General features: G+C 72.7%; 17 protein-coding genes. 8 read left to right on the top strand and 9 right to left on the bottom strand.

Annotation, left to right across the window (positions count from 1 at the left end):
• Positions 1–112: 112 nt before the first annotated feature.
• On the bottom strand, positions 113–1,018 hold the full coding sequence (locus ACH4MY_RS26725) for an SMP-30/gluconolactonase/LRE family protein (RefSeq protein WP_398006258.1): 906 nt from the start codon (positions 1,016–1,018) through the stop codon (positions 113–115).
• 142 nt (positions 1,019–1,160) lie between these two features.
• Here ACH4MY_RS26725 and ACH4MY_RS26720 point away from each other — a divergent pair, with 142 nt between their 5' ends.
• Positions 1,161–2,438, top strand: a complete 1,278-nt coding sequence (locus ACH4MY_RS26720) for an ROK family protein (protein ID WP_398006257.1) — start codon at positions 1,161–1,163, stop codon at positions 2,436–2,438.
• A 22-nt stretch (positions 2,439–2,460) separates the two neighbouring features.
• Here ACH4MY_RS26720 and ACH4MY_RS26715 read toward each other — a convergent pair whose 3' ends face one another.
• Positions 2,461–3,267 carry an IclR family transcriptional regulator gene (locus ACH4MY_RS26715; RefSeq protein WP_398006256.1) on the bottom strand — a complete coding sequence of 269 codons (807 nt, stop codon included), beginning with the start codon at positions 3,265–3,267 and terminating at the stop codon, positions 2,461–2,463.
• 227 nt (positions 3,268–3,494) lie between these two features.
• Here ACH4MY_RS26715 and ACH4MY_RS26710 point away from each other — a divergent pair, with 227 nt between their 5' ends.
• The 3 genes from ACH4MY_RS26710 (at position 3,495) to ACH4MY_RS26700 (ending at position 6,945) form a co-directional block, all read left to right on the top strand.
• The gene (locus tag ACH4MY_RS26710) at positions 3,495–4,649 is read left to right on the top strand and encodes a mandelate racemase/muconate lactonizing enzyme family protein (RefSeq protein ID WP_398006255.1); all 1,155 of its coding nucleotides are present in this window, start codon (positions 3,495–3,497) and stop codon (positions 4,647–4,649) included.
• Positions 4,650–4,762: 113 nt separating this feature from the next.
• Complete coding sequence (locus tag ACH4MY_RS26705) at positions 4,763–5,761, top strand: zinc-binding dehydrogenase (RefSeq protein ID WP_398006314.1); 999 nt, start codon at positions 4,763–4,765, stop codon at positions 5,759–5,761.
• A gap of 149 nt (positions 5,762–5,910) precedes the next feature.
• Positions 5,911–6,945, top strand: coding sequence for a LacI family DNA-binding transcriptional regulator (locus ACH4MY_RS26700; RefSeq protein ID WP_398006254.1), 1,035 nt, complete (start codon positions 5,911–5,913; stop codon positions 6,943–6,945).
• Here ACH4MY_RS26700 and ACH4MY_RS26695 read toward each other — a convergent pair.
• From ACH4MY_RS26695 to ACH4MY_RS26675, 5 genes are read right to left on the bottom strand one after another with little or no spacing between them, the layout of a single operon-like run.
• The gene (locus ACH4MY_RS26695; protein WP_398006253.1) at positions 6,935–9,274 is read right to left on the bottom strand and encodes a glycosyl hydrolase family 95 catalytic domain-containing protein; all 2,340 of its coding nucleotides are present in this window, start codon (positions 9,272–9,274) and stop codon (positions 6,935–6,937) included. The genes ACH4MY_RS26700 and ACH4MY_RS26695 overlap by 11 nt on opposite strands.
• Positions 9,271–11,358: a beta-galactosidase gene (locus tag ACH4MY_RS26690; protein ID WP_398006252.1), complete on the bottom strand. Its 2,088-nt coding sequence runs from the start codon at positions 11,356–11,358 to the stop codon at positions 9,271–9,273. The genes ACH4MY_RS26695 and ACH4MY_RS26690 overlap by 4 nt, the downstream gene beginning before the upstream one ends.
• 37 nt (positions 11,359–11,395) lie before the next feature.
• The gene (locus ACH4MY_RS26685) at positions 11,396–12,316 is read right to left on the bottom strand and encodes a carbohydrate ABC transporter permease (protein WP_398006251.1); all 921 of its coding nucleotides are present in this window, start codon (positions 12,314–12,316) and stop codon (positions 11,396–11,398) included.
• The gene (locus ACH4MY_RS26680) at positions 12,313–13,347 is read right to left on the bottom strand and encodes an ABC transporter permease (RefSeq protein WP_398006250.1); all 1,035 of its coding nucleotides are present in this window, start codon (positions 13,345–13,347) and stop codon (positions 12,313–12,315) included. The genes ACH4MY_RS26685 and ACH4MY_RS26680 overlap by 4 nt, the downstream gene beginning before the upstream one ends.
• A gap of 2 nt (positions 13,348–13,349) precedes the next feature.
• Positions 13,350–15,053 carry a Tat pathway signal sequence domain protein gene (locus ACH4MY_RS26675; protein ID WP_398006249.1) on the bottom strand — a complete coding sequence of 568 codons (1,704 nt, stop codon included), beginning with the start codon at positions 15,051–15,053 and terminating at the stop codon, positions 13,350–13,352.
• 352 nt (positions 15,054–15,405) lie between these two features.
• On the opposite strand from ACH4MY_RS26675, the gene ACH4MY_RS26670 reads away from it, so the two are divergent.
• Positions 15,406–18,276, top strand: a complete 2,871-nt coding sequence (locus tag ACH4MY_RS26670; RefSeq protein ID WP_398006248.1) for a glycoside hydrolase family 3 C-terminal domain-containing protein — start codon at positions 15,406–15,408, stop codon at positions 18,274–18,276.
• 107 nt (positions 18,277–18,383) lie between these two features.
• On the opposite strand, the gene ACH4MY_RS26665 is transcribed toward ACH4MY_RS26670, so the two are convergent.
• Positions 18,384–18,842: a pyridoxamine 5'-phosphate oxidase family protein gene (locus tag ACH4MY_RS26665; RefSeq protein ID WP_398006247.1), complete on the bottom strand. Its 459-nt coding sequence runs from the start codon at positions 18,840–18,842 to the stop codon at positions 18,384–18,386.
• A 101-nt stretch (positions 18,843–18,943) separates the two neighbouring features.
• On the bottom strand, positions 18,944–21,181 hold the full coding sequence (gene yicI, locus ACH4MY_RS26660) for an alpha-xylosidase (RefSeq protein ID WP_398006246.1): 2,238 nt from the start codon (positions 21,179–21,181) through the stop codon (positions 18,944–18,946).
• 320 nt (positions 21,182–21,501) lie between these two features.
• On the opposite strand from yicI, the gene ACH4MY_RS26655 reads away from it, so the two are divergent.
• The 3 genes from ACH4MY_RS26655 to araD are packed head-to-tail and all read left to right on the top strand — an operon-like array spanning position 21,502 to position 24,814.
• On the top strand, positions 21,502–22,152 hold the full coding sequence (locus tag ACH4MY_RS26655; RefSeq protein WP_398006245.1) for a GntR family transcriptional regulator: 651 nt from the start codon (positions 21,502–21,504) through the stop codon (positions 22,150–22,152).
• Entirely contained in the window at positions 22,149–23,072 is a 924-nt protein-coding gene (locus tag ACH4MY_RS26650; protein ID WP_398006244.1) for a dihydrodipicolinate synthase family protein, read from the top strand. The genes ACH4MY_RS26655 and ACH4MY_RS26650 overlap by 4 nt, the downstream gene beginning before the upstream one ends.
• Complete coding sequence (gene araD, locus ACH4MY_RS26645; RefSeq protein WP_398006243.1) at positions 23,069–24,814, top strand: L-arabinonate dehydratase; 1,746 nt, start codon at positions 23,069–23,071, stop codon at positions 24,812–24,814. The genes ACH4MY_RS26650 and araD overlap by 4 nt, the downstream gene beginning before the upstream one ends.
• The last annotated feature ends 73 nt before the right edge of the window (positions 24,815–24,887 follow it).

The following is a 24,887-nucleotide window of genomic DNA, read 5'->3' as shown; positions in this document are numbered from 1 at the left end:
GACCGCTCCGACGGGCGCCCGACGCCCAGGCGGTCCCGGGAGGCGCCCGACGCCCAGGCGGTCCCGGGAGGCGCCCGACGCCTGGGCCCGGCCGCGGGCGGATTCCGCGGGGTCAGCGGTCGGCGTACGGGACGGTCGGCAGGCCCGTCGCTCCCGGGCGGCACACGAAGAGCCGGCCCGCGTCCGGTTCGGCCCGGCGGCGGTCCTCCGCCAGGCCTTCCGTCGCCGTCGTGATGACCAGGACGTCGAGGTCCGGTCCCGCGAAGGCGCAGCTCGTCACGTGGGACGCCGGCACCTCCACGCGCGCGTGGAGGGCGCCTTCGGGGGTGAAGGCGAGGACTTCGCCGCCGCCCCAGACCGCGACCCACACGCGGCCCTCGCCGTCCACGGTGAGTCCGTCCGGCACGCCTCGGTCGAGGACGGCGAAGGGCCGACGGTCGCCGAGGGTGCCGTTCTCCCGGTCGTACGCGAAGACGTCGACGCGGCCGGTCGGGCTGTCGGCGTAGTAGAGCCGGGTGCCGTCGGGGCTCCAGCCGAGGCCGTTGGAGATGGTGACGGAGTCGAGGAGGGTGACGAGCCCGTGGCCGTCGAGGCGGTAGAGGGCGCCGGCGCCGGGGCTCTCGTCGTACGCCATGGTTCCGGCGAGGAGCCGGCCCGCGGGGTCGACGGCGGCGTCGTTCATGCGGCGGGGCAGGCCGTCCTCGGGGAGGACGGGTGCGGCGAGCTCGACGGCCTCGGCGACCGGCCGGCCCTCCTCCAGGTGCAGGAAGGAGGTGCCGGCGGCGGCGAGCAGGGCTCCGGAGGCGCAGGGCAGGACGGCGCCGACGGGGCGGTCGAACCGGAGGGTGGAGACGGCGACGAGGTCCGGTCGCGCGTCCTCGTGCGTCAGGGCGGCGCGGTGGACGAGCCCGTCGGGTATGTCCACCCAGAGCAGTTCCTGATTCCGGGTGTCCCAGACGGGTCCTTCCGTCAGGCGTCCGGGCAGGGGGGAGCAGGGCACGGCCCTGAGGTGCTGCATCTGGCCTCCTCGGTCGGCGGGTGGTGCGGCACTCAAAAAACTACGGGTTCGTCTAACGGTTGTAAATATCCCGCCCTCCGCTTCTTCCAACCCTTTGAATAAGATCGCGGGGTACGGGTCGTACGAGCGGAGGACAGCACACATGATCAAGCGGACGTCCCAGGACATTCGCCGCCTCAACCGCTTCGAGGTCCTGCGGCGCTTCTACGCGGGTTCCGGCGCGATGAGCCGCCAGGACCTCGCGGCGGCGACCGGACTCTCCTTCGCCACCGTCGCCAACCTGACCTCCGAACTCCTGGAGGCCGGCGTCCTCGTCGAGGCGGGCCACGAGGACTCCAGCGGCGGCCGGCCCCGCGCGCGGCTCGCGGTCAACGCCGACCGGGGTGCGCTGATCGGTATCGACATCGCCGAGACCTCGGTGCACGCCGAACTCTTCGACCTGGCCCTGGAGGTCCGGCACTCCGTGGAGCGCCCGCTCCCCCCGGGCGACGTCCGGCCCGCCGACGTCGTCGAGCAGCTCGCCGCCTGCGTCGAGGAGTTGCTGAGCGGCTCGGGGGTGCCCCGCGCGCGCGTGCTCGGGGCCGGGGTCAGCGTGCCGGGCATGGTGGAGCGCGAGGGCGGGGTCTCGTCCTTCTCCCCGTACTGGTCCTGGCACGAGGTGCCGCTGCGGGCCCTGCTGGCCGAACGTCTCGGACTCCCCCTGTGGCTGGACAACCCGCTGCGGGCCAGCACGGTCGCCGAGCTGTGGTTCGGCGCGGGGCGCGAGGTGGACGATCTGGTGGTGCTCACCCTGCGGGCCGGTGTCGGCGCCGGGATCGCCGTCGACGGACAGCTCTACCGGGGGTTCACCAACAGCGCGGGCGAGTGGGGGCACACCTGCCTCGCGATCGACGGCCGGCTCTGCACCTGCGGCAACCGGGGCTGCGTGGAGGCGTACGTCAGCACCCGGGGGATCGCCCAGACCTGGCGCGAGCTCGCCCCCGGCGACGAGCGCGCGGCGGGGCCGGACGACGCGGCCGTCGTCGCCGCTCTCGCGCGGGCGGCGGAGGAGCGGGACCCGACGGCCGCCGAGGTCATCGACCGGACGGGGCGCTACCTGGGCGCGGCGGTGGCCAATCTCGTCAATCTGCTCAACCCCCGGGCCCTCGTCCTCGGCAACCAGGTCGTCGACCTCCTGGGGGAACGCCTCCTGACGGCCACGTACGAGGCGGTCACCCGGCACGCGCTGCCGCTGCCGCACCGGGCGGCGACCCTGCGGCGCAGCGCGGTGCCGCACAACGCGGTCACCCGGGGCGCCGCCGCCTTCGCCCTGGAGGGCTTCCTCGACGACCGGGAGGTCTTCGGCCCGGTCAGCCGGATGCGCCAGCCCCGGGAGCGAAGGGACGGCAGGCGCGCCGGGTCCGCCGATGCGGAGGCCTGACCCCGGCGGGTCGGGCCGGGGTTCAGCGCGCGATCCGGTGCCCGAGGCGTTCCGACAGCTCGTTCGCGCCCTTCACCGCGAGGGCGGTGAGCTCGTTCTCGCGGTCCTCGCTCCAGCGGTGCACCGGGACGGAGACGGAGAGCGCGGCGACGACCCGGCCGGATCGGTCCCGTACCGGGGCGGCGACACAGCTGACGTCGGGGTTCGACTCCTGCTGCTCACCGGCGACTCCGAGGATCCGGATCTCCGCGAGCGCGGCGCGCAGGGCGTCCGGATCGCTGATGCTGCGGGGCGTCATGGCGACGAGCCCACGCCCGTCCGCACATCCGTCGACCCGGCCGTCGACGCGGCCGTCGAGCCGCTCCTCCAGCTCGTCCTCGGGAAGCGTGGCGAGCAGCATCTTGCCGACGGCCGTGCAGTGGGCGGGCAGACGGCGTCCGGCGGCGGAGACCATGCGGACCGCGTGGCTGGAGTCGACCTTGGCGATGTAGATGACGTCCATGTCCTCCAGGACGGCCACATGGACGGTCTCGCCGCAGGTGTCGGCCACCTGACGGGCGACCTCGTGCCCTTCCGCGGCGAGGTCGAGCTGCTCCGCGTACCGGCTGCCGAGCTGGTAGGTGCGGACGCCGAGCCGGTAGCGGCCGGGCTGTTCGGGCACCGCGACGAGGTAGTTGCGGGCGGTCAGGGTGGTGACCAGCTCGTGGGTGGTGGTGCGCGGCAGCTGGAGCCTGCGGGTGATCTCGGGGGCGGAGAGAGTCCCGTCGCCCTCAAGGAACAGCTCCAGCACGTCGAATGCCCTGGTAACCGCCGGAACAAGTCGTCCCATGGGCCCCCCACCTCACTTCTGACCGTTCGGTATGCCGTACGGCGGCCGAAATCGCGAACAGAGACTAACGCCGCGCCGCAGGCGGGGCAACGGTTCGCGCGAGGGGGGCGGGCCGGGTGGCCGCGCTCCCCGCGGCGCCATTGACACCCCGGCAGGCCGCTGCCTACGGTCACGCCTACATTTCGAACGTGTGACGAAATTTCGAACGAGATCGAGGGGCAGCTGCCTTGCGGATCACGGGAATCACCACTCATGTCGTCGGTACGCCCTGGCGCAATCTCACCTATGTGCTCGTCCATACCGACGAGGGTCTGACCGGTGTGGGCGAGACGAGGATGCTCGGGCACACCGACGCGCTCGTCGGCTATCTCCGCGAGGCGGAGGCCAACCACATCGCCGGTTCGGACCCGTTCGCGGTCGAGGACCTGGTGCGCCGGATGAAGTACGGGGACTTCGGACGGGCCGGCGAGATCGTCATGTCCGGTATCGCGGTCGTCGAGATGGCCTGCTGGGACATCAAGGGCAAGGCCCTCGGCGTGCCCGTCTGGCAACTCCTCGGCGGCAGGGTGACCGACCGCGTCAAGGCCTACGCCAACGGCTGGTACACCACCGAACGCACCCCCGAGGCCTACCACCAAGCCGCCCGCACCGTCATCGACCGCGGATACCGCGCCCTCAAGATCGACCCGTTCGGCACCGGACACCTGGAACTCTCCCACCAGGACACCCTGTACGCGATCTCCCTCGTCGAGGCCGTCCGCGACGCCATCGGACCGGACACCGAACTCATGATCGAGATGCACGGCCGGTTCTCCCCCTCCACCGCCATCCGGCTCGCACACGACCTCACGCCCTTCCGCCCGGCCTGGCTGGAGGAACCCGTCCCGCCCGAGAACCTCAAAGCACTGGAGAAGGTCGCCGCGAAGGTCGACCTCCCCCTCGCCACCGGCGAACGCATCCACGACCGCACCGAATTCCGCGAACTCTTCGAAAGCCAGGCCGTCGACATCATCCAGCCCGACCTCGGCCACCTCGGCGGCATCTGGGAGACCCGCAAACTCGCCGCGACCGCCGAAACCCACTACACGATGATCGCCCCACACAACGTCGGCGGCTCGGTACTCACCGCCGCATCCCTCCAACTCGCCGCCTGCACACCCAACTTCAAGATCCTGGAACACTTCAACGACTTCGCCGACGCCGAGATCAAGAAGGTCGTGAAGGGCGCCCCCGAGGTCGACCCGGAGACCGGCTGCTTCACCGTCTCCCACGCGCCAGGCCTCGGCGTCGAGCTCGACGTGGACGCGGCGGCCGAATTCCCCCAGCAGCGCGCCCGGTTCGACCTGTGGGCCGAGGGCTGGGAGAAGAGGCAGCCGAAGTGAGCACCGATCCAGCCCGAGCGAACACCGGCTCCACCGACCCGAGCGCTGACGTCCCCGGAACGGACACCGGCTCCCCCGGGAGGGACACCGCTCCCGCCCCGCCGAGCCGCGCGATCCTCGTCGAGCAGCCGGGCGCCCACCGGCTGGTCGAGCGCGAGATCCCCGTGCCCGGCCCCGGTGAGGTCCGGGTGCGGGTCGCCGCCGCCGGCATCTGCATGAGCGACCGCGAGTTGTACGAGGGTCACCGCGCCCCCGGCTATGTGCGCTACCCGGTGGTCCCCGGCCACGAGTGGTCCGGGACCGTGGACGCCGTCGGCGCCGGGGTCGATCCCACACTCCTCGGACGGCCGTGTGTAGCCGAGGGGTTCCGGGCCTGCGGCCGGTGCGAACGCTGCCGGTACGGGGAGACCAGCCTGTGTACGGCGGGGTACGCGGAGACCGGCTTCACCGAGCCGGGGGCGTTCGCCGACCATCTCCTCGTCCCCGCCCGGCTGCTGCACCCGCTGCCGGACGGGGTGGACCTCCGGGCCGCGGCCCTGCTCGAACCGGCCGCCGTCGTCGCCGCCGCCGTGCGGGCGGGCCGGCCGCGGCCGGGCGAGAGGGTAGCCGTGGTCGGCGCCGGGACGCTCGGTCTGCTCGCCGTGCAGTGGCTCGCCGCCTCCTCGCCCGCCGAACTGACCGTCGTGGACCCGCGCACGGACCGGGCCGCCCAGGCCCTGGCCTTCGGCGCGAGCCGGGCCCTCACCCCGGCCGACGCGGAAGACGGGGCCGGGGCCTTCGACCTCGTCGTGGAGACCTCGGGGGCGCCCACCACGGCCGCCTCCTCCTGTCTGCTCGCCCGCCGCGGCGGGCGGGTCGTGCTCACCGGCATGTTCACGGCGGGGGCCACCGGAATCGACCCGGTCCACCTGTCCGTCAGCCAGCTGGAGATCCGCAGCGTCTTCGGTGCCTCGTCCGCCGCCTGGGCCGACGCCGTCCGGGCCCTCTCCCTGGGGTTGCTCGACCCGGCACCGCTCATCACCCACGAGTTCCCGCTGGAGCGGTTCGGCGAGGCGCTCGCCCTGGTGGGCGGCGGTGGTCGGAGCACGGGCAAGGTCCTGCTACGCCCCTGACGGACCACCGCGCGTCGAAGCGCTTCGATCTTCTTGGGTCACCTCTCTGGACACGTCAACACACCCGCGTTACGGTCTCGCTGAGCTGTCGAAGCGATATTCCGACAGACACCGTCGAAGCGAATCGACTCGGCCCGCGGGGAGAACGGATGGTCACGCTTGCCGAGGTCGCCCGGCACGCCGGAGTGTCGGCCAGCACAGTGAGCTATGTCCTCAGCGGGAAGCGGCCCATCTCGGACCCCACCCGGCGGCGGGTGCGGGCCAGCATCGAACAGCTCGGCTACCAGCCCCACGCGGGGGCCCGCGCCCTCGCAAGCAGCCGTTCGCGGATCATCGCGCTCATGGTCCCGCTGCGCACCGACATGTACGTGCCGGTGATGCTGGAGATCGCGGTCGCGGTCGCCACCGCCGCCCGCGCCCACGGCTACGACGTCCTGCTCCTCACCGGGGAGGAGGGCCCCTCGGCGCTGCGCCGCGTCACCGGCAGCGGGCTCGCCGAGGCGGTGATCCTGATGGACGTCCAGCTCGACGACGAGCGGCTGCCCGTGCTGCGCGCGGCCGGTCCGCCGTCCGTCCTGGTCGGGCTGCCCGCCGACCCCGCCGGGCTGAGCTGCGTCGATCTGGACTTCACCGCGGCCGGTGCGCTCTGCGTGGACCATCTCGCGGGCCTCGGGCACCGGGAGATCGCGGTGATCGGCGAGGCTCCCGGTGTCTACGCGCGCCACACGGGCTTCGCCGAGCGCACCCTGCGGGGCCTGCGCGACCGGGCGGCGGAGTCGGGGGTCCGGCTGCTGCACCGACCGTGCGAGGGCGGTCATGACGCCGTGGCGGGCGTCCTCGCCCGGATCTTCGACGAGCGGCCCGGGGTCAGCGCCTTCGTCGTCCAGAACGAGACGGCGATCGAGCCCTTGCTCGCACTGCTGCGGCGGACCGGCCGGGCCGTACCGGAGGACGTCTCGGTGGTCGCCGTCTGCGCCGATCAGATCGCCTCCCAGGCCTCGGTGCCGCTCAGTTCGGTGGCGATCCCCGCGCAGGAGCTGGGCCGCAGGGCCGTGGAACGGCTCGTCGCGGGCCTCGCCCGGCCGGACGCGGAGGACACCGCGGGGGTCGAACTCCTCACGCCCGCCCTGACCGTACGGGACAGTACGGGTCCCCCTCCCCCGCCGACCGCGTTCAGGAACTGACGGTCCGCCGTTCCCCGGCGCGCAGCACGAGCCGGGTGGCGCCCGCCGGGGTCCTGAGGTCGATCTCCGCGTCCCGGTCGGGGCGGAGCACCGCGTGGTACGCCTCCGGTGCCCAGGTCAGGTCGACACGGGCCCCGAACCTGGTCCGTACGCCGGTGAGCCGGCCGCGCGGGCACCGGGCGGGCGGTGCGGGCAGGAGGACGAGGCGCGTGGGCGTGGACTGCACGAGGGCCTCGACGAGGAGCGCGGGCAGGGTGTGGGCGGCGTCGGCGTTGTAGACGTCGCGGGCGGGGTAGTGCGCGCTCATGAGGGAGTCGTGGAAGTAGTCCCCGGTGAGGACACGGGCGAGCGCCTCCTCGGTGCGGCCCGCGTCGCCCAGGCGGGCGGCGATCAGCCCGTGGTGGAGGTGCCCGTGGGCGGAGTCGTTCTCGGGGCCCCGCAGTTCGAGTGCGCGCCGGGCGGCCCCGGCGAGGTCGGGGGTGTCGTACGGGTTGATCTCGTCCAGCGGCCAGACGGGGTAGAGATGGCTGAGGTGACGGTGGTCGTAGCGGTCGCCCAGGCCGGGCCAGGCCCACTCGGCGAGTGCGCCCTCGTCGTTGACGCGGTGGTCCGGGAGCCGTGCGGCGAGGGCTCGGAGACGGGCGGCGTCCCGCGCCGGGGCGCGGTCGGCGGCCGCGTGCAGGGCGTGACGGGCGGCGGCGATGTCCATCGTGGCGTTGACGGCACCCCAGCTCCCTCCGCGCGGCCGGTTCTCGGGGGAGTACGAGGGGACGACCGCGATCCGGCCGTCGGGACCGGTCCGGGTGAGGAAGTCCTCGTAGAAGGCGGCGAGTTCGGCCAGGGCGGCCGAGGTCCTCGGGTCGTGGCGGCCGTTGGTCTCGTCGTGGTCGAGGAGCGGCTTGAGGAGCCAGTCGGCGCCCGCCGTCCACAGGTGGAGGGGGTACTCGCGGCTGAAGTGGTACGTGTGCCCCGAGACGCCGTCCGAGTGGGAGGGGGCGACGATCCCCCGGGCGCCGAAGATCGCTCGCGCGTTGTCCCGCCAGTCGGCCAGCCGGCCGTGGACGAAGGCCGCGTGGGCCTCCGTCACCTCCGGCAGGTCGGCGGCGACGGAGGAGGCGGTCTGGAGATTGAGGTTGGCGTTGGTGGTGAACGCCCCGGACCAGGCCGTGTCCCAGTCCCCGGTCCAGAGCCCGGTGAGCCGGGGCGGATGCGCACCGGAGGAGGAGAGCAGGTGGTAGCGGCCCGCCGCGAAGAGCCGTTCCAGGAGGGCGGGGCTGCCGGGGCGGCGGAGGAGGGCGGAGCCCGGCAGGGCCCGCTCGGTCTCGTCGGCGCCGAGGTCGAGGACGACGCGCCCGTACGCGGCGCCGTGCGGGGCGGTGTGGCGGGCGAGCAGGCGGGTGTGGAGGGCGGCGAGGTCGCTCCCCGAAGTCCGGGCTCCGGCACCGGCATCGGCACCGGCTCCGACGGCAGGTCCCGCTCCTGATCCGGCTCCGAGGGCAGACCCCGCTCCCGTCCCCACTCCTGATCCCGCTGCGGACCCCGGTCCACCGATCAGTGCCCGCAGGTGCTCCGTCTCCCGGGCCGTGTCGCAGTCCCCCGCGTGGCTCCGCACCCGCGTCAGGAGCAGCAGCGCCCCCGCCCCCTCGACGCGCACGCCGGAGGAGGTGACCGTGGTGCGTCCGGTGTCGATGAGCAGGAGGGTGACGCCGGTGTAGCCGAGCGGGCTGTCCGGGTAGCGGGCCCGCAGGGTGAGGACGGTCTCCCGGCGGGCGGTGGCGACACCCCGGCCGGCTTGGAGCGCGCGGGGGACGCCGGGCAGCCGGTGGTCGAGGTCGATCTCGACGACGGGTCCGGGTGCGGTGACGTACTGGACGAGGACGTCGTCGGCGCGGGAGACGAAGACCTCGCTGCGCCGCTCCCCGTACTCCCCGGTGACCACCCCGGTGGCGAAGTCCACGGACCGGCGTCCCACGGGCCGGCTCACGGCGGTGCCGGGAGTGCCGGAGGTGCCGTGCGGCCGCCGGACCCGGGTCTGGAAGCCGGGGTGGAAGGGCCGGACCCAGCGCAGCGGCCGCCCGTCCGTGAACCGTTCGGCGGCCGTCGTGTCCCCGGCGAGCAGGGCGTCCTGAAGGGCCGGGAGCGCGGCGGCGAGCAGGGGCGGGGCGGTGTCGGCGGGCGCGTTGTTCGGGCGTACGAGGGTGTGATGGGTGACGATCACCCGGTCGTCCTCGGGGTCGCCGGGGACGAGGGCGCCGTGTCTGCCGTTCCCGGCGAGGAAGGCGTCCTCCCAGCGGGCGGCGGGCGTCGGCTCCCAGGTGCCGTGCGTCACGGAAGCTCCCCCGACACGGTCGCCGGGCCCCCCGGCGCTGTCGCCGGGTCCCCCGTCGTGGCGAGCCGTTCCTCCGGCGCGTCGGCCGGCTCCGGTCCGCACTCCTCCAGGACCGCGACTCCGTACCGTTCCAGCTTCAGCGATCCCCCCGTCTCCGTTCCCGTGAGCAGGTCGCGGTGGCGGCCGGGGAGCGGCACGGTGACCGGGTCGGGGCCGTGGTGGAGGAGGAAGAGCAGGTCGCCGCGCCGGACGGCTTCGACGCCCTCGGGCAGGCCGTCGACGACGGGGCGTACCCCCGCCTCGCGGGCCACGGTGGTGAGCAGCCCGCTCAGCCCGGCCGGTTCGGGGAGGGTGGAGACGTACCAGGCGCGGCCGTTGCGCAGCACGGCGGGCAGGCCGTCGAGCTCCCCGCCCCGGTAGGTGGCGACGGTCTCGGCGCCGGGGGCGGCGGTGAGTTCCTCGGACCAGAGCGTTCCCCCGAAAGTGCCGCAGTCGACGTGTTCGCCCTCGTCGAGCGGCCACCACTCCTGGAGCAGGTCGATGCCGAGGAGCTCCCGGAGGCGGGCGTCCATGCCGCCCGGGCGGACCCGGTCGTCCCGGTCGGCGATACCGGTCAGGAAGCCGCAGACCAGGGTGCCGCCGCCGCGTACGTACGCGAGGAGGTTGTCGATCGCGGTGTCGTCGAGGAGGTAGAGGTGCGGGACGAGGACGAGGCGGTGGGAGCCGAGGTCGTGGTGGGGGTGGGCGAAGGAGACGGGGAGGTGGGCGTCCCAGAGGGCGCGGTGCCAGGCGCGGACGATGTCGGCGTGGTCGACCCGGCGGGAGAGCGCCCCGTCCTGGTCCCCGGCCCACCAGGAGTTCCAGTCGTGCAGGACGGCGATGTCGGTGGTGACGCGGCTGCCCGCGACGCGGGGGCCGAGCCGGGCCAGCTCCTCCCCGATGCGGACGGTCTCCCGGAAGACCCGGCCCCGCTCCCCCGCGTGGCCGAGCATCCCGGAGTGGAACTTCTCGGCTCCCTGCCGGGACTGCCGCCACTGGAAGTAGCAGATGCCGTCGGCTCCGTGGGCGACGGCCTGGAGCGACCAGAGGCGGTTGAGTCCGTACGGCTTGGGATGGTTGACGCCGCGCCAGTTGACGGCTCCGGCGGCCTGCTCCATGACCATCCACGGCCGGCCGCCGGCCTGGGAGCGGGTCAGGTCGCCGATCATCGCGTTGTACGGGCCGGCGCCCGGGTCGCGCGGGTCGGGGTAGACGTCGACGGAGACGAGATCCTCCTCGGCCGCCCATGCCCAGCCGTCCTGCCCCTGCCAGAACGGCATGAAGTTGGTGGTCACGGGGACGTGCGGGGTGTGGCGGCGGACGATGTCGCGTTCGGCGCGGTAGCACTCCAGGAGCTGGTCGGAGGTGTAGCGCCGGAAGTCGAGGACATGGGCCGGGTTCTTCAGGTAGTGGGCGCGGCGGGGTGGCAGGACCTCGGCCCAGTCGCCGTACCGCTGGCTCCAGAAGTCGGTGCCCCAGGCGGTGTTGAGGGCGTCGAGGGTGCCGTACCGGTCCTGGAGCCAGCGGCGGAAGGTGCGGGCGGCCTCGTCGCCCCAGTCGTAGGTGCAGTACTCGTTGTTGATGTGCCACAGGGTGAGGGCCGGGTGGGCGGCGTAGCGGGCGGCGAGGTCCTCGGTGATCGCGGCCGCGTACCGCCGGTAGACCTCGCTGGAGTGGGAGAAGTGCTGGCGCGAGCCCCACCACTCGGTCCGGCCGTCCTCGTCGCGCGGCAGCGTCTCGGGGTGGAGCCGTCCCAGCCAGGGCGGCGGCGAGGAGGTGGGGGTGGCGAGGACGACGCCGACGCCGTGGGCGTGGGTCAGGTCCATGAGCCGGTCGAGCCAGCCGAACTCCCTCGCCCCCGGTGTGGGTTCGATGCGGGACCAGGAGAAGACGCCGAGGGTGACGGAGGTGACTCCGGCGCGGCGCATGAGCCGGAGGTCCTCGGTCCAGGTCTCCTCGGGCCACTGCTCGGGGTTCCAGTCGCCGCCGTACAGGATGCGGGGCGGGCGGCCGGGCGGCCGGGTCAGGTCGTCGAGGCTGGGCATCGGACTCTCCGTAGGGGGTGCGGACTTCGGGATGGGGTCAGCCCTTGACGGCGCCGGTGAGCATGCCCTTCCTGAAGTGCTTCTGGACGAAGGGCGAGAGGACGGCGACGGGCAGCAGGGCGAGGACCATGACGGCCATCTGGACGGCGAGCCCGGAGAGGTTCCCCGCCTTGACGGCCTGGCCGAGGCCGACGGGGATCTCCTGTTTCTGGGCGAGCTGGATGAGGACGTTCTGCAGCGGCATCATGTTCTGGTCGCTGAGGTAGATGGAGGCGTTGAACCAGGCGCTCCAGTAGCCGACCGCGTAGAACAGGGTGATGACGGCGATGACCGCCCTGGACAGCGGCATCACGATCTGCCAGAGGATCCTCAGGTCCCCCGCGCCGTCGATGCGCGCGCTGTCGACGAGTTCGGGGGAGACGCCCATGAAGAAGCCGCGCAGGACGAGGATGTTGAAGACGCTGACGGCGCTGGGGAGGATCAGCGCGAGATAGCTGTCGGTGAGGCCGAGGGTCTGCACGAGGAGGTACGTGGGGATCAGGCCGGCGCCGAAGAACATCGTGGCCATCAGGGTGAGCAGGATGAAGCGGTGGCCGAGCGAGCCGGGCCGGGAGAGGCCGTACGCGCAGAGGATCGACACGGCCATCGAGAAGAGCGTGCCGGTCACGGTGACGAGGACGCTGACGACGGCGGCGCGGGTGACCTGGCCGCCGCTCAGGAGTTCCTGGTAGGCGAGGAAGGTGATGTCCCTCGGGACGACGACCAGACCGCCGGTCTCCGTGATCGTCTTCTTGGACGACAGGCTGGTGACCACGACGATCCACAGCGGGAAGAGGACCGCGAGGCAGGCGAGGACCAGGATCAGGCCCTTGGCGGCGAGGCCGGCCCGGCCGGGCGGCTCCTCCCAGACGGGCCGGGCGGGCGCCGCCCATCGCGCGGGGGTGAGAGGTCGGGTCACTTCCGGTACACCCCCTGCTCGCCCATGAGATGGGCGGTCTTGTTCGCGGAGAGGACCAGCACGAGGCCGACGACTCCCTTGACCAGTCCGGCCGCGGCCGCGTAGCTGAAGTCCTGGCTGCGCAGTCCCGTCCACCACACGAAGGTGTCGAGGACCTCGGCGGCGCCCGGGCCGACGGCGTCGCGCTGGAGCAGCAGCTGCTCGAAGCCGACGGTCAGGGCGTCGCCGACGCGGAGGACGAGCAGCAGCGCGATCACGGGCCGCAGCGCGGGCAGGGTGACGTGCCACATCCGGCGCCACCGGTTCGCCCCGTCCATGGCGGCGGCCTCGTACAGGTCCTGGTTGACGGCGGCGAGCGCGGCGAGGAAGACGATGACGCCCCAGCCGGCGTCCTTCCAGATGCCCTCGGCGGTGACGAGGAACTTGAAGATCGCCGGATCGGTCATGAGGTCGAAGCCCTCGTGGCCGTGCTGCCGGAGGGTCTGCGCGATGATGCCGGCGCCGCCCAGGATCTGCTGGAAGACCGTGATGACCAGCACCCAGGAGAAGAAGTGCGGCAGGTAGAGCACGGCCTGGACGAGTGCTCTGACCCGGGGCCTGAGCACGCTGTTGACGAGCAGGGCGAGCGCGATCGGCACCGGGAAGAAGAGGAGCAGCTGGAGGAGGAAGAGGACGAGGGTGTTCTCGACGGCGTGCCAGAACCCCGGGTCGGAGAAGACCCGTTCGAACTGGGCGAGACCGACCCACGGGCTCTCCAGCATGGCGGTGATGCCGTTGGTCGAGACGTACGGGTCGTAGTCCTGGAAGGCGACCACGTTCCCGAGGATCGGGACGTAGTTGAAGACCACGACGAGGACGAGGGCGGGGACGGTCATGAGGAGGAGGGCTCGGTCGCGGCGGAGCCGCCGGCCGAGCGGGACGTGCCCGGTCCCGGGGTTCCCGCGCCGGGCCCGGCGGCGGTCGCCGCCGGGGGGCCGGCCGGCGGTCGCCCGCCCGGCCGGGTCCGCCCTCTTGGTGTCGAGCGTGCTCACGGTCAGCTCGCCGCGGAGCCGTTGGTGTCGAGGAGCTTCTTGTACCAGTCGCGCAGCTGGTCGCCGCCCTTGGTCTTCCACTCGGAGACCGCCTGCTGCATGTCGGAGACCTTCTTGCGGCCGCGGACGACGTCCTTCTCCAGTTGCTCGAAGTCGTTCATCAGGCCGGTCCACCGGGACGGCTCCGTGACGGTCATGCCGTAGAAGGAGGACTTGGAGGTGACGGCGCCCATGCGCTGCTGCCACTCGACCATGGCCCGGGTGACCTCGGGAGTGTCGGGGTGGGCGATGTAGGGGGCGGGGCTGGCGACGAACATCCAGGAGCTGCTGACCTCCTGGTTGCCCTTGTCGGTCTTGACCGGCAGGCCGTCCTTGACGGTGTGGTGGACGCCTTCGACGCCGTAGTCGGTGAGCATCCGTTCCTTGGTGCCGTAGGGGGCGGCGGTGAAGTCGGCGACGGCGAGGGCGTCCTCGATGACCGCCTTGGAGCTGCCCTTGCGCACGAAGGCCCAGATGTTGGCGGGGTTGGTGGCCCACAGTTTCGGGAGGCCGCCGGCGTGACCGGGGATGTCCATGGCGGCCATGGCGAACGCGGGGTTCTGCGCGGCCTGTTCGGACGTCTTGGCGTACCAGTGGGAGAGGTCGTTGTTGTAGATCAGGCACTGGCCGGCGGTGAAGCGGTTGCCGGTGTCGCCCTGGTTCTGGGTCTTCTCGTCGGGGTGGACGACCCCGGCGTCGAAGAGCTTGCGGGTCCACTCCAGCGCTTCGAGGTACTCCGGTGTCTCGATGCGGTTGATCAGCTTGCCGTCGGCGAGGTTCCAGCCGAGCGCCTTGTCGCTGCCGGACAGCACGCCGAACATGTTGTAGGCGGTCCAGGTCATGTCGCCGCAGGCCCACACCTTGGTCTTGGCGCTGGTGATCTCCTTGGCGAGGGCGAGGAACTCGTCCGCGCTCCTGGGGAGTTGCCAGCCCTTGGCGTCGAAGAGGTCCTTGCGGTAGAAGGGCGCGATGTTGGTGACGTAGGAGGCGGGCATGGGCAGTCCGCGCAGCTTGCCGCCGAAGATCGAGCGCTGCCAGGCGTCGGTGGGGATCGCCGCGAGGTTGGGGTAGACCTTGACCTTGTCTCCGGCGAGGTAGGGGCCGAGGTCCTCGAACTTGGCGTCGACGGCGCTGGGGATCTTGCCGCCGAGGTTCCAGCCGGGGATGACGACCACGTCGGGGATCTCGCTGGAGGCGAGGACGGCGCCGAGCTTCTGGTCGTAGACGTTGCCGTCCTGGTTCTGCCAGGTGGCCCGGACGCCGATGGCCTCGTTCATGGCCTTGTAGTACGGGTTGTCGGGGGCCGGCGGGGGACCCCAGAACGGGGCCATGATCGTCAGTGCGCCGCCCTTGCCCCGCTTCTCGGTGACGGAGGCCTTGAGCGCGGAGCTCGGGATGGCGCGGGTGAAGCCGGCCGCGGAGCCGTTCTTCGGCGCGATGTCGGGGGCGACGACGGTGCTCGCGGCGAAGGCGGGGAGGAGTTTCGCCGCGTCCTTGCCGGTGGTGGTGCCGTCCTTCTTCCCGTTGTCCGAGCCGCCGCCACCGCAGGCCGCGAGGAGCGGTGCGCCGCCGGCGACCGCGGCGGCGGCGACGGCGGTGGAGGCGAGGAAGCCCCTCCGGCTCGGGGTGGATCTCCGGGAGCCCGTGGAGACGGCGTTCGGCGTCATTGCGTCAACCCTTCATGGCACGCGCCAGGACATACGGCGACCGCGGGGGTGCCGGCCGGCTGCGGTGGTGGAGGTGGTGCGGGCGGGGCGGTGCACCCCGGGGCGCTGTCGGCGTTCGAGTCGAAGCGCTTCGATATTGCTGCGAGGTTAAGTGAACGTCACAGGCGCGGCAAGAGTGGTTCCCGAGAATCTCGGGGATTCGGCGAGCCTCGCGTCCGGGCAAGTACCCTTGAAGGCAAGGGAAATGGTCGCTTCCACGGCTTGACACCCCCTCGGCGCACCCCGGAGCATCGAAGCGCTTCGAAACAGTCGTTCCGACGACCTCCACGTTCTTCTGCCAAGGGACTCGCACGTGACCGCACACCGGCCGCCCTTCCGTGACCCGGCGCTTCCCGTCGCCCGCCGGGTCGACGACCTCCTCGACCGGCTCACCGCCGACGAACGCCTCGCGCTCCTGCATCAGTTCACCCCAGGCGTCGGCCGTCTCGGCCTCGCCGCCTTCCGTACCGGCCAGGAGGCCCTGCACGGTGTCGCCTGGATGGGTCCGGCGACCGTCTTCCCGCAGTCCGTGGGCCTGGGGGCCACCTGGCACCCGGAGTTGGTGCGCCGGGTGGGCGAGGCGGTCTCCCGCGAGGCGCGGGCGATGCGCGCCAAGGACGACCGGGTCGGCCTCAACGTGTGGGCGCCGACGGTGAACCTGCTGCGCAACCCGCTGTGGGGACGCGGCGAGGAGGGCTACTCCGAGGACCCGGCGCTGACGGCCGCGATCGCCACCGCGTTCACCCGGGGGCTGCGCGGGGACCATCCGGTGTACTGGCGCACCGCGCCCGTCCTCAAGCACTGGCTCGCGCACAACAACGAGGCGGCGAGGGACACGTCCTCGGCCTCCGTGCGGCCCCGGGTGCTGCACGAGTACGACCTGCGGGCCTTCCGCGGGCCCGTCGAGGCGGGCGCGGTGGCCGGGGTGATGCCCGCGTACAACCTGGTCAACGGGCGGCCGAACCACCTCTCCCCGTACCTGGAGGACGAGCTGCGCGGCTGGACGGACCAGGAGCTGCTCGTCTGCTCGGACGCGGGCGCACCGTCCAACCTGGCCGACTCCCAGGGGTACTTCGCGACCCACGAGGAGGCGGTCGCCGCGTCCCTGAAGGCCGGTGTCGACTCCTTCACCGACCACGGCACGGACACCTCGGTGATCCTCGGGCGGCTGCGACGGGCGCTGGAGTCGGGGCTGATCGGGCAGGAGGACGTGGACCGGGCGGTGCGGCGCCAGCTGACCGTACGGTGTCTGCTCGGCGAGTTCGACCCGGAGCTCGATCCGTACGCGGACGAGGACCGGTTCGACACCCCCGAGCACCGGGAGCTGGCCCGCGAGACGGCGGAGGCGGCGGTCGTCCTGCTCAGGAACGAACCCCGGGGGCCGGACGGCACGCTGCTGCCCCTCGCGGCAGACGGACGGCGGATCGCCGTGGTCGGGCTGCTCGGCGACGCCTGCGGCCTTGACTGGTACAGCGGTTCGCTGCTGCACCGCTCCTCCCCGTTGGACGGGCTGCGGGAGCGGTTCGGCGCCGACCTGGTGACCTTCGCCGAGGGCGTGGACCGGATCCGGCTGCGGACCGCGTCCGGGACGAGGCTCCGGGTCCCGGAGGGCGGGGCCGCCGGGACGGTGCGGGGCGCGGAGGGGGCGCTCGACCCGGCGCTGCTCGTGGGCCGGACCGACCTTCCCCCGCTCACCGCCGACGCGGAGGGTTCGGAGCTGGCGCTGGTCGACTGGGGCGACGGGGTACTGACCCTGCGCGCCCCGGACGGCCGGTATCTGTCGGTCGCCGGGGACGGGTTCGTCCGCGCCTCGGCGGACGAGCCCGGTGGCTGGGTCGTCCAGGAGACCTTCCGGCTCGAAGCCCGTGAGGGTCCTGCGCATGGGCACCTCCTTCTGCACCTCGGTACGGGTGGCTACGTCTCTGTCGCCGCCGACGGCGCGAAGGTTGCCGCCGGCCGGGAATCCGCCGAGGTGTTCACCGTGGAGGTCGTCGAGCGCGGTGAGGACGCGGTCGCCCGGGCCGCCGCCGGGGCGGACACGGTGATCGTGGTCGCGGGCAACGACCCCCACATCAACGGGCGGGAGACCGAGGACCGTACGACGCTCGCCCTCCCCGCCCAGCAGGAACGGCTGTGGCGGGCCGCGCACGCGGCGAACCCGCGGACCGCCCTGGTCCTGGTCTCCTCCTACCCGTACGCGGTCCCGGAGGCCGCCGCCACGCTCCCGGCCCTGCTGTGGACCGCGCACGGCGGGCAGGCGGCGGGCACGGCGCTCGCCCGGGTGCTCGCCGGTGACGTCTCCCCGGCGGGCAGGCTCCCGCAGACCTGGTACGCGCGGGACGAGGACCTGCCGGGGATGCTGGACTACGACGTCATCGGCGGCCGGCAGACGTATCTGTACTTCGACGGCACGCCGCTGTTCCCGTTCGGACACGGCCTGTCGTACACGACGTTCACGTACGAGGAGCTGACGGCCGTCGTCGACGGGGAGACCGTACGGATCGCCTGCACGGTCACCAACAGCGGCGACGTCACCGCCGACGAGGTGGTCCAGGTGTACGCGCGGGCGGTCGCGCCCTCCGTACCGCGCCCGCACCGCGAGCTCGTCGCGCACGAGCGGGTGGAGCTGCTCGCGCCGGGCGCGTCCGCCTCCCTCTCCTTCGAGGTGCCGGTGGCGGCGCTCGGCCACTGGGACGTGGCCCACGGCCGCTGGACGGTGGAGCCGGGGGCGTACGAGATCCGGGCGGGCGGGTCCAGCACGGACGACCGGCGCACGGTCCGCGTCGAGGTGGCGGGCGAGGCGCCGGGTCCGCGCCCGGTCCTGACGGAGGGCCTCGCCGCCGCCGACTACGACGAGCAGTCCGGCACGCTGATCGTGGACCGGACGAGGGTCTCGGGCGACGCGGTGACACCGGCGGATCCGGGCACGGAGGGCAGGCTCGTCTACCGGGCCTGTGACCTCTCCGACGGTGTCACCGAGGCGGCGCTGACGGTCGCCGGCGAGGGCTCGGTGGAGCTGTCGCTCGCCGACGGCACGGTCCTGGCCGGGGTCGAGGTCCCGCCGACGGGCGGCCCGTACACGTACACCACCCTCGGGGTCCCGCTGCCGCTCCGGGACGTCGTGGACCTGCACATCGGGCTGCGCGGGCCCGTGCGCCTCGCGCACGTCGGTTTCGCCGGCTGAGGAGCCGGCGCGACCGGCCGGGAGCCCGGCACCGGTTCCTCCGGTGCCGGGCTCCCGTCGTGCCCGAAGGGCGACAGCGACCGCCCGTCCGCCTGCCTGCCGCCGCCTCAGACCGCCCAGACGCCGTCCCGCATCAGATGGCGTCCGGCGAGCTCCGGCTCCTCGTGCCAGGCTTCCACGGCGGTGGGCCGGACCCGGAACCAGCCGTACGAGGGGCCGGAGTCGCGGGGGTCCCAGCCGCACTTCGCGGCGAACTCCTCGATCGCCGCCGTCGGTACGTCCCCGACGGAGAGCGTCGTCACGTCGCCGTCCAGCAGGACGACGTCCCGGGTGTGCCCGAGCGCCAGGCGGGTCCGCCCTCCGTCACGGAGGTTGCGGCCGGTGGGATTGGTCAGCCTGGTGCACAGCCAGATGTCCGTGCCGTCCCAGTGGAAGGCCAGGGGCACGAGGTACGGCGTCCCGTCGCCGCCCGCCGAGGCGACCCAGATGTCCACCTCCTCCGCCAGGCGGGCGAGGACGTCCTTCTTGCGCTCTTCGGGGCCCCGTGTCGTCCGCGTGTTCGTCATGATCCCGACCCTACGGGCCGTCCTCCCGGCGATGCATCCGCTTCCACCACCCGGGGGAGAAAGGCCCGTTCACCTCGGGGAGAGGGCCGGTCCCGCCGCCCTCACCCGTCGAGACCCCCCGCCCCCAGGACCCGCACCGCGTACGGCAGCTCCGTTCCGGTCACCGTCGCCCGGGGGCCCTCCGGGGTGCGGGTCACTCCGTAGACGGCGGCCGGGGCGCCCCGGTGGTCGGGGACCGTGACCGTGACCTCGCCCGACCCGCCCGGAGCCACGAGGAGCGTGAGGCCGTCGAGCCACTCGCCGTCCGGACGCGTGTCGTCGGCCCCCAGCGGGAGGACCGCGCCGGGGCGGACGTACAGCGGGAGGCTGTCGAGCGCGTGGGTCTCGTGGCGCCAGCCGGGACCCGTCACCGTCTCGCCCGTGAGGAGGTGGGTCCACTCCCCCGCCGGGAGGTACACCTCGACCTCGCCCCCGTGGGTGAGGACGGGCGCCACGAGCAGGTCGGGGCCGAGCATGTACTGCCGGTCCAGGGTCCGGCAGGCCGGGTCCTCCGGGAACTCCAGGAGCATGGGCCGCATCACGGGGACACCCGTCCCGCGGGCCTCGGCGGCAACCCCGTACAGGTACGGCATCAGCCGGTGCTTGAGCCGGGTGAAGCGCCGGGCGACCTCCACCGCCTCCTCGCCGAACTCCCACGGCACCCGGTACGAGTCGCTGCCGTGCAGCCGGCTGTGCGAGGAGAGCAGCCCGAAGGCGAGCCAGCGGGTGAAGACCTCCGGCTCCGGCGTGCCCTCGAAGCCTCCGATGTCGTGGCTCCAGAAACCGAAGCCGCTCAGGGAGAGCGAGAGACCGCCGCGCAGGGACTCGGCCATGGCCTCGAAGGAGGCCCAGCAGTCCCCGCCCCAGTGCACGGGGAACTGCTGCCCGCCGGCGGTCGCGGAGCGGGCGAAGAGGACCGCCTCGCCGGTGCCGCGCTCCTTCTCCAGGAGGTCGAAGACGGTCCGGTTGTAGAGCTGGGCGTAGTAGTTGTGCATGCGCTCGGGGTCCGAGCCGTCGTGCCAGACCACGTCGGTGGGGACCCGCTCGCCGAAGTCGGTCTTGAAGCAGTCGACGCCCTGCGCGAGCAGCGGCCGCAGCCGGTCCTGGAACCAGGTCCTGGCCTCGGGGTTGGTGAAGTCGACGAGGGCCATGCCGGGCTGCCACAGGTCCCACTGCCACACGTCGCCGTTCGGCCGCCGGAGCAGGTACCCGCCGGCGACGCCCTCGTCGAAGAGGGGGGACTTCTGGGCGATGTAGGGGTTGATCCACATTCCGACGCGGAGCCCCCGCGCCCTGAGCCGGGCGAGCATGCCCTCCGGGTCGGGGAAGGTCTCGGGGTCCCAGCGGAAGTCCGACCACTGGTACTCGCGCATCCAGAAGCAGTCGAAGTGGAAGACGGAGAGCGGGATGCCCCGTTCGGCCATGCCGTCGACGAAGGAGGTGACGGTCGCCTCGTCGTAGCGGGTGGTGAAGGAGGTGGTGAGCCAGAGGCCGAAGGACCAGGGCGGGGGCAGGGCGGGGCGGCCGGTGAGCGCGGTGTAGCGGGTGAGCACGTCCTTGGGGGTGGGGCCCGCGACGACGAGGTACTCCAGGGTCTGGTCCTCGACGCTGAACTGGACCTGGCCGACGGCCTCCGAGCCGACCTCGAAGGAGACCCGGCCGGGGTGGTTGACGAAGACGCCGTAGCCGCGGGAGGAGAGGTAGAACGGGATGTTCTTGTAGGCCTGTTCGCTGCTGGTGCCGCCGTCGGCCTGCCAGATGTCGACGCTCTGGCCGTTCTTCACGAAGGGGGTGAAGCGCTCGCCGAGGCCGTAGATCTGCTCGCCGACGCCGAGCGCGAGCTGCACGGCCGTGTGGTGGGCGCCGTCGGGGGTGGTGACGAACGCGGTGCCCTTGCGGCCTGCCTCGGTGAGGATACGGCCGTCGGCGTCGCGGAACTCCAGGGTCCAGGGGGCCGAGCGGTCCAGGCGCAGCCGGAGGGGGCCGGAGGCCAGTTCGACGACCGGTCCTTCGCTGTGGACGGTGCCCGCTCCGGCCCCGGAGCCGTCGAGCTCGAAGTCGGGGCCGCGGCGGACCGTGCCGGCGTGGTGGGTGACGCGGACGCCGATGACGCCTTCGGCGGGTGCGTGGCACTCCACGGTCAGGAGGGCCGAGTTCAGGGTGTCGCCGCGGGTTTCGACCCGCTTGACGGAGGCGTAGGCGGTGAAGCGGTCGGCTTCCGGGCGCAGATCGCGGACTTCGGTGGCGTACGAGGCGTGGACGCCCTCGCGCATCAGCCAGAAGCCGTCGGTGAACTTCATGCTGGTCCTTGGGGGTGGGGTGGGGAGGGGGCTGCACCGAGCCCTCAATAGTTATCCCAGAAAACAAATCACCGGACCAGCCCCGCCACCACCCGACTCGTGCGACACGCACGACTCGCACGGCAGGAGCCGGCCCGCCCGGCCCACCCGACCCGTACGACCGCCCCGGCGATTCCCCTGACCCGCACCCTTCCCGGACACCGATCGCAGAAAGCGCTTGCGCGAAGCATTGACGAAACACGAACGCCCCCTTAGCTTCATGCCCGTTGCACTTCGTACGTCATATATGAGACGCGATACATGAGATCTGAGAGTGCGCCATGGCCTTCGCCCCCAGTCCCATCCCCTCCCGCACCCAGTACGTCCTGGAAGCGATCAAGCACGACATCCTCACCGGGGGACTCAGACCCGGGCAGGCGCTCGTGGAGACCGAACTCGCCGCGCGTTTCGGGGTGTCGAAGACCCCCGTCCGCGAGGCGCTGAAGACCCTCGCGGGCAGCGGACTCGTGGTGATGAGCCAGTACAAGGGCGTCACGGTCCGGATGGTCGACGCGGACATGGCCCGCGCCGTCTACGACGTACGACTCCTCCTCGAACCCGAGGCCGTCCGCCGCGCCGTCGCCTCCCGCGCCCCGCTCGACGCGGCGCACGAGGCGCTGCGCCGGGCCGCGGGCGCCGAGGACCCGGCCGAACGGTCGCTGGCCAACCGGGACTTCCACCGCGCGCTCTACCTGCCCTGCGGCAACCCGCTGCTCGGCCGGATGCTCGACGAGGTCCGCGACCAGGCCGCACTCGTCTCCACGGTCGCCTGGGCCGCCAGCCCCTCCTGGGAGCGCGAGGCCGCGGAGCACGAGGAGATCCTGCGACTGGCCGACGCCGGCGACATCGACGGATCGGGCCGGGCCGTACACGACCACATCGCCTCGTTCGTCGAGCGCGCCTTCCCCCAGTCCCCCCTGATCAGCGAATGAGCGGGCAGCACGTGAGCATCGAATCCGACACCCTGAGGACCGCGCTCGCGGACGTCGTGGCCATCCCGGTCACCCCGTTCGCCGAGGACGGCTCCGTGGACACCGTCACTCACCGGGCGCTGCTGCGCCGGCTCCTCGACGGCGGGGTCCGCACCCTCACCCCGAACGGCAACACCGGCGAGTTCTACGCCCTGACCCCCGAGGAGCGCCGCTCCCTCACCGAGATCACCGTCGAGGAGGCCGGCGACCGCGCCACGATCCTCGTCGGCGTCGGCCACGACGTGCCGACGGCGGTCGAGGCCGCCCGGCACGCCCGCGCCACCGGCGCCCACATGGTGATGGTCCACCAGCCCGTCCACCCGTACGTCTCCGAGAGCGGCTGGGTCGACTACCACCGGGCCATCGCCGAGGCCGTCCCCGAGCTCGGCGTCGTCCCCTACATCCGCAACCCGCTGATCGGCGGCGACCGGCTCGCCGAGCTCGCCACCCTCTGCCCCAATGTCGTCGGAGTGAAGTACGCGGTCCCCGACGCGGCCCGGTTCGCCGGCTTCGCCCGGGACGCGGGCCTCGACCGGTTCGTGTGGGTGGCGGGCCTCGCCGAGCCGTACGCCCCCGCCTACTTCGCGAGCGGCGCCACCGGCTTCACCTCCGGCCTGGTCAACGTCTCCCCCGCGCTCTCCCTGGAGATGCTGGGCGCCCTGCGGGCGGGCGACTACCCGGGGGCCATGAAGGTCTGGGAGCGCATCCGCCGCTTCGAGGAGCTGCGCGCGGCGAACGGCAGCGCCGACAACGTGACCGTGGTCAAGGAGGCGCTCGCCTCCCTCGGCCTCTGCCGCCGCGCCGTCCGCCCGCCGAGCCGGGAACTCCCCGAGGCGGAGCGGGCCGAGGTCGCCACGATCGCCGCCGGGTGGCCGATATGAGCACCGGAGACCCCGCAGGCACCGGCCTCCGCCCGGAGGACCTCCGCAGTCACCAGTGGTACGGCACGGACGGGCTGCGTTCGTTCAGCCACCGGGCCCGCACCCGGCAGCTCGGCTACCTTCCCGAGGAGCACCTCGGCAAGCCGGTGATCGCGATCCTCAACACCTGGTCCGACATCAACCCCTGCCACGTCCATCTGCGCGACCGCGCCCAGGCCGTGAAGCGGGGTGTGTGGCAGGCCGGCGGCTTCCCGCTCGAATTCCCGGTCTCCACCCTCTCGGAGACCTTCCAGAAGCCGACCCCGATGCTCTACCGGAACCTCCTCGCCCTGGAGACGGAGGAGCTGCTGCGCTCGTACCCGGTGGACGGGGCGGTGCTGATGGGCGGCTGCGACAAGACGACCCCGGCGCTGCTGATGGGCGCGGCCTCGGTCGACCTGCCGACGGTGTTCGTTCCGGCGGGTCCGATGCTGCCGGGCCACTGGCGGGGCGAGACCCTCGGCTCCGGTACGGACATGTGGAAGTACTGGGACGAGAAGCGGGCCGGGAACCTCGGGGACTGCGAGATGGCCGAGCTGGAGAGCGGTCTCGCCCGCTCCCCCGGCCACTGCATGACGATGGGCACGGCGTCCACCCTGACCGCCGCCGCGGAGACCCTGGGCGTGACCGTGCCGGGCGCCTCCTCGGTGCCGGCGGTGGACTCGGGACACGACCGGATGGCGGCGGCCTCGGGGCTGCGGATCGTGGAGCTCGTACGGCAGGACCTGCGGCTGTCGCGGATCCTGACGAGCGAGGCGTACGAGGACGCGGTCGCCGCCGTGCTGGCGCTCGGCGGCTCGACCAACGCGGTCATCCATCTGATCGCGATGGCGGGGCGCTCGGGGGTGAAGCTGACGCTCGACGACTTCGACCGGATCGCGCGGACCGTCCCGGTGCTCGCGAACCTGCGGCCGGGCGGGAAGTTCCTGATGGAGGACTTCCACTTCGCGGGCGGGATGCCGGGCTTCCTCTCCCGGCTCACCGATGTCCTGCACCTGGACCGCCCGACGGTCTCCCACGCCACTCTGCGGGAGCAGCTGGACGGCGCGCTCGTCCACGACGAGGAGGTGATCCGGGACCGTTCGAGGCCGTTGGCCGCCGAGGGCGGGGTCGCGGTGCTGCGCGGCAACCTCTGCCCCGACGGCGCGGTGATCAAGCACATCGCGGCCGAGTCGCGGCTGCTCGAACACACCGGTCCCGCCGTCGTCTTCGACGACTACCGGTCGATGCAGCGGACGATCGACGACCCGGCGCTCGGCATCACGGCGGACCATGTGCTGGTGTTGCGCGGAGCGGGTCCCAAGGGCGGGCCGGGGATGCCGGAGTACGGCATGCTGCCCATCCCCCGGTACCTCCTGGAGCAGGGGGTTCGGGACATGGTGCGGATCTCCGACGCGCGGATGAGCGGGACGAGCTACGGGGCGTGCGTGCTGCACGTGGCGCCGGAGTCCCATGTCGGCGGACCCCTTGCCCTCGTCCGTACGGGCGATACGATCACCCTCGACGTCGCGGCACGCTCCCTCCATCTGCACGTCTCGGACGAGGAGCTGGACAGCCGTCGGGCCGCGTGGACACCGCCGCCGGCCCGGTACGAGCGCGGTTACGGCGCGCTCTACATGGAGCAGATCTCCCAGGCCGACACGGGCTGCGACTTCGAGTTCCTGGCCCGTCCGGGCACCACCCCCGATCCGTACGCGGGCTGACACCCCGTCTGCCGCACCCGGCCTCATGGCCCCCACTCACACCTCCAGCTCCACCCGCCCCACCTTGTCCGAA

The organism is Streptomyces sp. NPDC017246 (assembly GCF_044331325.1).
Classification (GTDB): domain Bacteria; phylum Actinomycetota; class Actinomycetes; order Streptomycetales; family Streptomycetaceae; genus Streptomyces.
Note: the sequence above shows the minus strand (reverse complement) of the source record. Positions and strands in the feature narration are given on the sequence as shown.

Excerpts from the sequence above, each read along its gene's own strand:
- araD (WP_398006243.1), top strand. The coding sequence starts at position 23,069 with ATGAGCACCGGAGACCCCGCAGGCACCGGCCTCCGCCCGGAGGACCTC.
- ACH4MY_RS26720 (WP_398006257.1), top strand. The coding sequence starts at position 1,161 with ATGATCAAGCGGACGTCCCAGGACATTCGCCGCCTCAACCGCTTCGAG.
- ACH4MY_RS26655 (WP_398006245.1), top strand. The coding sequence starts at position 21,502 with ATGGCCTTCGCCCCCAGTCCCATCCCCTCCCGCACCCAGTACGTCCTG.
- ACH4MY_RS26650 (WP_398006244.1), top strand. The coding sequence starts at position 22,149 with ATGAGCGGGCAGCACGTGAGCATCGAATCCGACACCCTGAGGACCGCG.
- ACH4MY_RS26700 (WP_398006254.1), top strand. The coding sequence starts at position 5,911 with ATGGTCACGCTTGCCGAGGTCGCCCGGCACGCCGGAGTGTCGGCCAGC.
- ACH4MY_RS26675 (WP_398006249.1), bottom strand. The coding sequence starts at position 15,053 with ATGACGCCGAACGCCGTCTCCACGGGCTCCCGGAGATCCACCCCGAGC.
- yicI (WP_398006246.1), bottom strand. The coding sequence starts at position 21,181 with ATGAAGTTCACCGACGGCTTCTGGCTGATGCGCGAGGGCGTCCACGCC.
- ACH4MY_RS26725 (WP_398006258.1), bottom strand. The coding sequence starts at position 1,018 with ATGCAGCACCTCAGGGCCGTGCCCTGCTCCCCCCTGCCCGGACGCCTG.
- ACH4MY_RS26715 (WP_398006256.1), bottom strand. The coding sequence starts at position 3,267 with ATGGGACGACTTGTTCCGGCGGTTACCAGGGCATTCGACGTGCTGGAG.
- ACH4MY_RS26665 (WP_398006247.1), bottom strand. The coding sequence starts at position 18,842 with ATGACGAACACGCGGACGACACGGGGCCCCGAAGAGCGCAAGAAGGAC.
- ACH4MY_RS26690 (WP_398006252.1), bottom strand. The coding sequence starts at position 11,358 with ATGCCCAGCCTCGACGACCTGACCCGGCCGCCCGGCCGCCCGCCCCGC.